The sequence below is a fragment of the Micromonospora sp. CP22 genome, assembly GCF_009712475.1.
Taxonomy (GTDB): Bacteria; Actinomycetota; Actinomycetes; order Mycobacteriales; family Micromonosporaceae; genus Micromonospora.
In genome coordinates, this window is sequence record NZ_VCJO01000007.1 from 273192 (window position 1) to 282791 (window position 9600).

A 9600-nucleotide genomic window follows, 5' to 3' on the forward strand; every position below is an offset into this window, starting at 1 on the left:
CCGGGCCGGCTCCGGCACCGGCCCGACGGATGAGGGTCAGGCCGTGGCGAGCGCGGCTGCCAGGTCGGCGCGCAGGTCCTCCGGGTCCTCCAGGCCGACGGAGAGCCGCAGCAGGCCGCCGTCGGGCTTCGCTTCCGCCTCGACCGGGCGGTGGGTGAGGGATGCCGGGTGCTGGATGAGTGTGTCGACGCCGCCGAGTGAGACGGCGTGGGTGATCAGCCGGCAGGCGCTGGCGACGGCTGCGGCGGCGGGCGCGCCGCCGCGTACCTCGAAGGCGAGGAGGCTGCCCGGGCCGGACATCTGCCGGCCGACGAGCCCGGCCGGGTCGTTGCTGCCGGGATGGTGGACCCGGGTGACGGCAGGATGTTCGGCGAGCCAGAGGGCGAGTTTCTCCGCGCCGGCCTGCTGGGCGCGGACCCGCACCGGCAGCGTCTGGAGGCCACGGTGCAGCAGATACGCCCCGAGGGGGTGCAGGACCGCGCCGGTGAGTGCCCGGACCTGGCGCAGCCGGGCGGCCCAGTGCGCGTCGCAGGCGACCGCTCCGGCGAGGACGTCACCGTGGCCGCCGATGCTCTTGGTGGCGCTGTGCAGCACCAGCCGGGCGCCGTGGCGGGTGGGTTGTTGGAGCACCGGGGTGGCGACGGTGTTGTCGATGAGCAGGGGCACCTGCCCGGCAGCCTCGGCGAGGGCGGCGATGTCGATCAGGTCGAGCGTCGGGTTGGCGGGGGTTTCGGCGATCACCAGGGCGGTGTCGGGGCGGATGGCGGCGGCGACGGAGTCGGGGTGGGCCCAGGTGACGTCGGTGCCGAGCAGGCCGGTGGCGAGCACGTGGTCGGTGCCGCCGTAGAGGGGGCGGACGGCGACGACGTGGCGGCGGCCGTCGCGGGTGGCGGCGAGCAGGGTGGCGGTGAGGGCGGCCATGCCGCTGGCGTACGCGACGGCTTCGGCGGTGCCTTCGAGTTCGGCCAGGGCGGTTTCGAAGCGGGCGACGGTGGGGTTCCACAGCCGTTGGTAGACGGCGCTGGCGCCGGCGGGGAGGTTGCCGCCGGTGGCGAGGGTCTCGTAGGCGTCGCCGCCGGCGTCCACCGAGGGCAGGGGGTTGGTGGTGGAGAGGTCGATCGGCGGCACGTGGACGCCGAGGGCGGCGAGGTCGTCGCGGCCGGCGTGCACGGCTCGGGTGTCCACGGTCGTCATGCCGAGAGGATCGAACATCTCGCCCAAGGAAGGCAATAGATCCGAATATTATTCGCTGTAATCCCTTCCAGAGCCGGGAGCGTTCGGTGGAGGATGATGGTATGCCTCCCGCACCGAACGATGTTCGGCCGTTCGCGGCCCTCGACGACACCGATCGCGCCATCCTGACCGAGCTGGCCGGCGACGGCCGCCTGCCGAACAATGCCCTGGCCGAGCGGGTGGGGGTGGCTCCGTCGACCTGCCTGGCGCGCACCCGGGCGCTGCGGGAGTGCGGGGCGATCCGGGGTTTCCACGCCGAGGTGCATCCGGCGGCGCTGGGGTTGCCGTTGCAGGCGCTGGTGTCGGTGCGGCTGACCGAGCACGCGCGGGCGGCGGTGGACGCGTTCCGGGCCCGATCGGTACGCCTGCCGGGCGTGGTGTCGGTGTTCCACGTGGCCGGCGCGGACGACTACGTGCTGCACGTGCGGTCGGCCTCGGCGGAGGCGCTGCGCGACTTCGTGCTGGACCACCTGGCGGTCGATCCGGCGGTGCAGCACACCGAGACCAGCCTGATCTTCGAGCAGGCCCGCGGGTCGGGTTGATCACGTCGCGGGCCGGGCGGGAACAGATTCGGCGTACGCCGGGTTGGCCAACCCTGTGATCGACGTTCCGTTGTCTGTCCTCGACCTCGCCCCCGTGGCCGCCGGTGCCTCCGCCGGTGAGGCGCTGCGGCACACCACCGAGTTGGCGCGACGCACCGACGAACTGGGCTACCACCGGTTCTGGGTGGCCGAGCACCACAACATGCCGGCCATCGCGTCCTCGGCCCCGGCGGTGCTGATCGCGCACCTGGCCGCGCACACCACCCGGATCCGGCTCGGCTCGGGTGGGGTGATGCTGCCCAACCACGCGCCGCTGGTGGTCGCCGAGCAGTTCGGCACCCTGGAGGCGCTGCATCCGGGGCGGATCGACCTGGGCATCGGCCGCGCTCCGGGCACCGACCAGGTCACCGCGTTGGCGCTGCGCCGGACGATGGAGGGTCTGTCCGCCGAGGGTTTCCCGCAGGAGTTGAACGACCTGATGGGCTACTTCGACGAGGCGTCGTCGGGGCGGATCACCGCGACGCCGGGGCGCGGGCAGCGGCCGACGGTGTGGCTGCTGGGGTCGAGTGGGTTCAGTGCTCGACTGGCCGGTGCGCTGGGCCTGCCGTTTTCCTTCGCGCATCACTTCAGCGCGCAGCACACGTTGCCCGCGCTGGCGCTGTACCGGCAGAGTTTCCGCCCGTCGCGCTGGCTGGAGCGTCCGTACGCGATGGTGGCGGTCAACGCGGTCTGCGCGGAGTCCGACGAACGCGCCGAGTGGCTTGGCGGCCCGGCCGGGTTGTCGTTCCTGCGGTTGCGGTCGGGGCGGCCGGCGCCCCTGGCGACGCCGGACGAGGCGGCGGCATACCCGTACACCGATATCGAGCGGGAGTTCCTGGCCCAGCGCAGACAGGGGCAGGCGAGCGGGTCTCCGGAGACGGTACGTCGGCAGTTGGGCGACCTGCTGGCCAGCACCGGCGCGGACGAGCTGATGTTGACCACGATGGTGTACGACATCGCCGACCGGGTGCGTTCGTTCGAGTTGATCGCGACGGAGGTGGCCGGCGGTCTGCGGCGCTGACGCCGGGTGCGCCTCCGGCACACCCCGTGGGCATGGTGGCCCAGGTCACAGCGCTTTCCCGTCGCGAAACACGATCTTCACGACGGCGTCACCCTCGCGACGCGGAGCCCGCCTAACGTTGTATCCGGTGGTGGTACGGCACTCTCCGGTCGGGACGGGTCGGGGGTGCCGCGGTGTGGGGCACCGGGCCGCAGTTGTGCGGATTCCGCGATTGCGGCCCGGTGCCTTGTCCTTTCAGCGCTGTTCTCGAATTCTGCTACCGCCGCGTCGGCCGGTCAACGCAGGTGGATCGAGGGCGTGGGCGGGGTGGACATCCCGTCGCCGATGAAGAAGCTCGGGTGCGGGGGCTGGTTGTAGGCGGTGTTCTGCCAGGCGATGGCGACCCGGTACTGCACATCGTGCATCAGGGTGTAGATCCGGGTGCTGGTCGGCGTCGGGGTGCTGTAGATCCGCAGGGCCCGGCTGTCGTTGGTCCGCCAGACCACCTCTTCCCGCCAGTCGCCGAGGATGTCGGCGGACAGCGCGGGCGTGGACTTGGTGCCGTTGTTCGAGGCGACGTCGCTACCGGTGAGCAGTCGGGTGTCGCCGCTGGGGCCGTACTTGTCGATCCGGGTGCCGTCGAGCAGTTCGCGGACCGGGTCGCCGTCCCACCAGATGAGGAAGTTCGTCGAGGACGGTTTGCGGCCGATGTTCTGGCCCCGGGTGTTGGCCAGGCCGCTCACCGACGACGACCAGGATTCGGCACCGGGGCTGCCGGCCCAGATGTCACCGGAGACACCGCGACCGTTGTCGCCTCCGGCCGGGGTGGACCAGAGCAACTGGCCGGTGCGGGCGTCGGCGAACCACGAGCTGGGCTTGCTGCCGTCCTCGCTGACCTTGAAGTACTCCAGGCCGGGGCGGGACGGGTCGAGGTCGCCGACGTGCCCGGCGTCGCCGTGGCCGAGGCCGTTGGACCAGAGCAGGCGACCGTTGTCGTCGATGGTGGCCGCACCGTAGACGATCTCCTGCCGACCGTCGCCGTCGACGTCGGCGACGGAGAGGCTGTGGTTGCCCTGCCCGGCGGCGGCACCGTTGCCGGAGGAGTTGGAGTCGAAGGTCCACCGCTTGGTGAGGGTGCCGTTGCGGAAGTCCCAGGCGGCGATGACCGCCCGGGTGTAGTAGCCACGGGCCATGATCAGCGACGGGCGTTGGCCGTCGAGGTACGCGGTACCGGCGAGGAACCGGTCGACCCGGTTGCCGTAGTTGTCGCCCCAGGAGGAGACGGTGCCGCGCGGCGGGTCGTAGTTGACGGTGGAGAGGGCGGCACCGGTGCGTCCGTCGAACATGGTCAGGTATTCGGGGCCGGCGAGGACGTAGCCTGCGGAGTTGCGGTAGTCGGCGTTGGCGTTGCCGATCACCTGTCCGGTGCCGGAGCGGGTGCCGTCGGCGGTCTTCATGGCCACCTCGGCGCGGCCGTCGCCGTCGTAGTCGTACACCTGGAACTGGGTGTAGTGGGCACCGGCCCGGATGTTGCGGCCGAGGTCGATGCGCCACAGCCGGGTGCCGGTGAGGGTGTACGCGTCGACGTAGACGTTGCCGGTGTAGCCGGACTGGGAGTTGTCCTTGGCGTTGGACGGATCCCACTTGACCACGAACTCGTACCGGCCGTCGCCGTCGAGGTCACCGACGCTGGCGTCGTTGGCGGAGTAGGTGTACCACTCGCCGCTGGGCGTGGTGCCGCCCGGCGGGACCTGCAACGGCACGTCCAGGTAGCCAGCCGGGAACTGGAGCGCCGGTGCGGAGTCGGCCTGTTCGGTGCCGTTCACCACGGCGCGCACGGTGTAGGTCGCTCCGGCCGGTGCGCCGCTGTCGAGGTAGTTGGTGGCGCCGGTGATCGGGGTGGCGTTGACCCGGGTCGTACCCCGGTAGAGGTTGAACGCGACGCCGGTGGTCTCGGTGCCCAGCAGCCGCCAGGAGACCAGGTTGGCCGATCCGGAGCGGACGCTGACCAGGCCACGGTCCAGGTTCTCGGCCTGCATCACCCCGGCCGGTGGCGGCGGCGTGGTCGGCGGCGGCGTGGTCGGCGGCGGCGTGGTCGGTGGGGGCGTGGTCGGTGGGGGCGGGGTGGTCGGGGTGGTGGCGCCGGTGCAGGTGGTGCCGTTCAGCGCGAAGCTGGTCGGTGCCGGATTGCTGCCGTTCCACGAGCCGTTGAAGCCGAAGTTGACGCTGCCGTCGGTGCCGACGGCGGCGTTGTAGTCGACGTTGCGGGCGCTCACCTGAGCGCCGGACTGGGTGACGGTGGCGCTCCAGGCCTGGGTGATCTGCTGCCCGGCGGCGTACGACCAGGTCAACGTCCAGCCGTTGATTGGGTCGCCGAGGTTGGTGATGGTGACGTCGGCGCCGAAGCCGCCGGTCCACTGGTTGGTGACGCGGTAGTCGACGCGGCATCCGGTGGCGGCGGCCGAGGCGGTCAGGGTGGTCAGCACTCCGGCGGCGGCGACCGCGGTGACGGTGGCCGCGGCGAGCAGGGCCGCCCGGGGGGCGGTGCGCAGCATGGTTCCTCCGGTGGAGGTCGGACGCGCGGCATCCGGGGGCCGTCGGCGGTGCCCGGAGCCGACGGGTCGGCGGTCCGCCGGTGGTGCCCGGACCGACGGTCGCGCCGCGCTAGCGGAAAGAATCCATCGAATCGATGGCTGTAGTTGCGTTCCCGCGCGCCTGTGATGCTAGGGCAAGCGCTTACTGCTCACAATCGACCCGTGGGCTTGCTTCCCGGTCGACCTTCTTGATCCACTCGCCGGGTGGCAGCGCACATGACCCCCGAGGAGTTCCGCCAGGCCGGGCACGCCGTGGTCGACTGGATCGCCGACTACTGGGCGACGCTCCCCCGACGCCCGGTGACCTCCGCGGACCCACCCGGCTCGGTGGCTGCCCGCCTGCCCACCGGCCCACCGGTGACCGGCGAGCCGGTCGAGGCGGTCCTCGCCGACCTGGACCGGCTGGTCGTACCCGGGCTCACCCACTGGCAGCATCCGGGCTTCTTCGGGTTCTTCCCGGCCAACACCTCGGGCCCCAGCGTGCTCGGTGACCTGGTCAGCGCCGGGCTGGGCGTGCAGGGCATGATGTGGGCCACCGGTCCGGCCTGCACCGAGCTGGAGACGGTGCTGCTCGACTGGTTGGCCGACCTGTTGGACCTGCCGACGCGGTTCCGGTCCACCGGCGGCGGTGGCGGCGTCATCCAGGACTCGGCCTCCTCGGCGACGCTGGTCGCCACCCTGGTCGCGCTGCACCGGGCCGCCGGTGGGCGGTGGCGTCAGGCCGGCGTCGACCGCCGCTACCGGGTCTACACCTCGACGGAGGCGCACTCGTCGGTGGAGAAGGCCGCCCGGATCGCCGGTCTCGGCACCGACGGGGTACGCCTGATCGAGGTGGATCCGGTGACGCTGGCGATGTCGCCGACGGCGCTGCGCGCCGCGATCGAGGCGGACCGCGCCGCCGGGGCGGTGCCCGCCCTGGTGGTGGCGACCGTGGGGACCACCTCCACCACGGCGGTGGACCCGCTGCCGGAGATCGGCCCGATCTGCGCCGAGCACCGGGTCTTCCTGCACGTCGATGCCGCGTACGCGGGCGCGGCGGCGGTCTGCCCGGAGTTGCGGTTCGGCCACGCGGGTCTGGAGTACGCCGACTCGTACTGCTTCGACCCGCACAAGTGGCTGCTCACCGGCTTCGACTGCGACGCCTTCTGGGTCGCCGACGCCGCCGAGCTGGTCGAGGCGTTGACCGTGCTGCCGGAGTACCTGCGCAACACGGCCACCGAATCCGGCGCGGTGATCGACTACCGGGACTGGCAGGTGCCGCTGGGTCGGCGGTTCCGGGCCTTGAAGCTGTGGTTCGTGCTGCGCTGGTACGGCGTCGAGGGGCTGCGCGAGCACATCCGTCGAGGTGTCGCGCTGGCCGCCGGTTTCGCCGACCGGGTCCGCGCCGACGACCGCTTCGAACTGGTCGCCGAGCACCCGTACGCCCTGGTCTGTTTCCGGTTGCGCGGCGCGGACGGGCCGAACGAACGCCTGCTGGCGGCGGTGAACGCCTCCGGCCGGGTGTTCCTGACCCACACTCGGGTCGCCGGGCGGCACACGCTCCGCCTGGCCGTCGGCGCGCCGCAGACCACGCAGGAGCACATCGACGAGGCATGGGAGGTGATCTCACGCGCGGCGGCGACCCTGTCCCGGGAGAGCTGAGCCCGCCCTGCCCTCAGGTGGTGCGGGGCGTGGCGTCGGGGATCAGCGGTCGGCGCCCGGGTGGGGGCCGGTCGCCGAACCGGCGCCGACGGGTTCGGCGTCGGCGGGCTCCGGCTGCGTGACAACGGCGGCCCCGGCGGTCGACGGGGCCGGGTCGACGGACCGGGCGGCGAGGGCGGCCCGCTCGCGGCGGGTGCGCCGCAGCACCCGGATCGCCAGCGCCAGGGCCGTGAGCCAGCCGACGCCCAGCAGCAGGTAGACGAGCACCGGGAGGCGGCCGTCCAGGTCACCGGCGCGCATCAGGACACGGGCGTTGGTCAGCACGATCACGCCGCCGACCGCCGCGCCGAGCAGTTGGGCCGGGACGATGCGCACCAGCCAGGCGGCGACCGGTGCGGCGATCAGGCCACCGGCGAGCAGCGCCAGCACGATCGGCAGCAGGAATCCCTCGGTGCCCAGGCCGATGAGGAAGCCGAGGCTCGCGGCGGAGGCGACGACGAACTCGGAGGTGTCCACCGAGCCGATCACCTTGCGGGGTTCCATCCGGCCGCTGACCAGCAGGGCGGGCGTGGCCACCGGGCCCCATCCGCCGCCGCCGGTGGCGTCGACGAAGCCGGCGACGAGGCCGAGAGGGCCGAGGAAACGCCCGCGCAGCCGGCCGGCGGCCGGGTTGCGGCGCAGCGGCCGGGAGAACCGGACGAGCAGGTACGCCCCGAGGGTGAACAGGATCGCGGCCATCCACGGCGCGGCCGACTCGGTGGAGAGGGCGCTGAGGAAGGTGGCACCGGCGAAGGAGCCGAGCGCGCCGGGTATCGCGATGCGGCGTACCACCCGCCAGTCGACGTTGCCGAAGCGCCAGTGTGCCGCGCCTGCGGCGAGCGTGGTGCCGATCTCGGCCAGGTGCACCGACGCGGAGGCCGCCGCCGGTGCGACACCGGCCAGCAGCAACAGCGTCGAGGAGGTCAGCCCGTACGCCATGCCGAGCGAACCGTCGACCAGTTGCGCGGCCAGCCCCACCAGTGCGATGACGAGCAGCTTGCGCACGGCGCCTCCCGACTAAGCGGTAACTCCTATCAACTTGGTCGACAATGCGGCATGGATCGGCGGCCGGTCAAGCCTGCGATCAGTCAGTGAGACGACACACCGCGACCCTGCGGTGACGGTCGTCGGCGGATGCGGAGTCGGTCAGGTCCAGGCGCCAGGGTCGGCGACCAGCTCGGTCACCGGCTCGGGCAGGGTGCCCCGGGCCACGTCGGCGACGGTGACCAGTTCGAGGATCTGCCGCTCGCTGGCGCGCAACGCGATCCAGACCTCCTGGAGGGCGCGGGCCGCGCCCTCGTATCCGAGATTCTCGGGCCGTTGGCCCCGGATGTGGGCCAGCGGCCCGTCGATCACCCGGATCACCTCGGCGAGGGAGATCTCCTCCGCCGGCCGGGCCAACCAGTAGCCCCCCTCGGGCCCGCGCTGGGCCTGCACCACGCCACCCCGGCGCAGTTGCAGCAGGATGCTCTCCAGGAACTTCGGCGGGATCTGCTGGGCCCGCGCGATCTGGTCGGCGGTGACCGGGCGACCCCGTCCAGCCCCGGTCACCGAGGCCAGTTCGGCGACCGCTCGAAGGGCGTAGTCCACCCGGGCTGAGAGACGCATGCCGGACAGGTTAACCGCCCGGCACCCCGGCACGAGTCGGCGGGCGCAGCAGGGCGAGCCAGAACCGTCGGATCGAGCGCACGACAATTGGGAACCGAGTGAACACGCCGGGCCGGGCTGACATTTGTGGCTCCACCTTCCGGAAAGGTATCACCCTCGTCAAGCACCTGCCCGATTCTCGCGAACACCCATTGACCAACACCAGCGTGTCTACCTAGGATTGAGTCCACCGCAGAAAAACGGTATATCACAGAATGGACGATGCATGACGTCTGCAATCATGAAAGCTACCTTGGTCAAGGTCGCGATGGTGCTCGTCGCCACTACCGGCATCGTCGCGATAAGCGGCACACCAGCCTCCGCCAGTAGCTGCAGCCATTCCGCCACGGACAAGCAAACCACTAGCGGGCAGGTAGTCTTAGCCGGCTCGACCGGCCTCGCAGTCCGCAGTGGGCCCCACACCAGCTGCACCCTGCTGGGACGGGTACCTAACGGCCACTGGGTAACCTACTGGTGTCACACCGCCGGCGACACGGTTAATGGAACCAACCGCTGGGTCCGAATCGACTACAGCGCGGGCGGCGGTTCCGGAGTTCTCGGTGGCTGGGTGTCGTCCTACTACCTCAACACTGCGTCTACGCAAGCCTGCTAATTACAAATACGCCCTTTAACTATGCAGATGCAATTCGCTATGCATTCACGACCAGACCGACATCGCAATTTCGGCATCCAATAGTGGCGGCCGGCACCGTACGGTGCCGGCCGCCAGTTGTTCCCGATTTGTTTTGCCACCAGGCCAAACGCAAGCCACGAATTATCGCGGCTAGTACGGCAGCCGCCATTGGCGGTCTGACCTGGCAGGATGCGGTGGTGGGGCGTGCGAAGTGGACGCAGCCGCCCTGTT

8 protein-coding genes are annotated in these 9600 nt (G+C 71.4%); 4 read left to right on the forward strand and 4 right to left on the reverse strand.

Features of this window, described 5'->3' with window-relative positions; genetic code table 11:
- Nucleotides 1–36 precede the first annotated feature (36 nt).
- Entirely contained in the window at nucleotides 37–1212 is a 1176-nt protein-coding gene (locus FF096_RS15280) for a PLP-dependent aspartate aminotransferase family protein (RefSeq protein ID WP_155218548.1), read from the reverse strand.
- A gap of 83 nt (nucleotides 1213–1295) precedes the next feature.
- Between FF096_RS15280 and FF096_RS15285 the strand changes: the two genes are divergently transcribed.
- On the forward strand, nucleotides 1296–1775 hold the full coding sequence (locus FF096_RS15285) for an Lrp/AsnC family transcriptional regulator (protein WP_155218550.1): 480 nt from the start codon (nucleotides 1296–1298) through the stop codon (nucleotides 1773–1775).
- Nucleotides 1776–1830: 55 nt separating this feature from the next.
- Nucleotides 1831–2835 carry an LLM class flavin-dependent oxidoreductase gene (locus tag FF096_RS15290; protein ID WP_375335345.1) on the forward strand — a complete coding sequence of 335 codons (1005 nt, stop codon included), beginning with the start codon at nucleotides 1831–1833 and terminating at the stop codon, nucleotides 2833–2835.
- 275 nt (nucleotides 2836–3110) lie between these two features.
- Here FF096_RS15290 and FF096_RS15295 read toward each other — a convergent pair whose 3' ends face one another.
- A complete protein-coding gene (locus FF096_RS15295) occupies nucleotides 3111–5369 on the reverse strand; it encodes a cellulose binding domain-containing protein (protein WP_155218554.1) in 2259 nt (752 codons plus the stop codon).
- A 243-nt stretch (nucleotides 5370–5612) separates the two neighbouring features.
- Between FF096_RS15295 and FF096_RS15300 the strand changes: the two genes are divergently transcribed.
- Complete coding sequence (locus tag FF096_RS15300) at nucleotides 5613–7049, forward strand: pyridoxal-dependent decarboxylase (protein ID WP_309223353.1); 1437 nt, start codon at nucleotides 5613–5615, stop codon at nucleotides 7047–7049.
- Between the two features lie 42 nt (nucleotides 7050–7091).
- Here FF096_RS15300 and FF096_RS15305 read toward each other — a convergent pair whose 3' ends face one another.
- Nucleotides 7092–8093: a sulfite exporter TauE/SafE family protein gene (locus FF096_RS15305; protein ID WP_309223354.1), complete on the reverse strand. Its 1002-nt coding sequence runs from the start codon at nucleotides 8091–8093 to the stop codon at nucleotides 7092–7094.
- Nucleotides 8094–8234: 141 nt separating this feature from the next.
- Complete coding sequence (locus tag FF096_RS15310) at nucleotides 8235–8696, reverse strand: Rrf2 family transcriptional regulator (RefSeq protein WP_155218556.1); 462 nt, start codon at nucleotides 8694–8696, stop codon at nucleotides 8235–8237.
- 307 nt (nucleotides 8697–9003) lie between these two features.
- On the opposite strand from FF096_RS15310, the gene FF096_RS27495 reads away from it, so the two are divergent.
- Nucleotides 9004–9348: an SH3 domain-containing protein gene (locus FF096_RS27495; protein WP_375335348.1), complete on the forward strand. Its 345-nt coding sequence runs from the start codon at nucleotides 9004–9006 to the stop codon at nucleotides 9346–9348.
- Nucleotides 9349–9600: the final 252 nt, after the last annotated feature.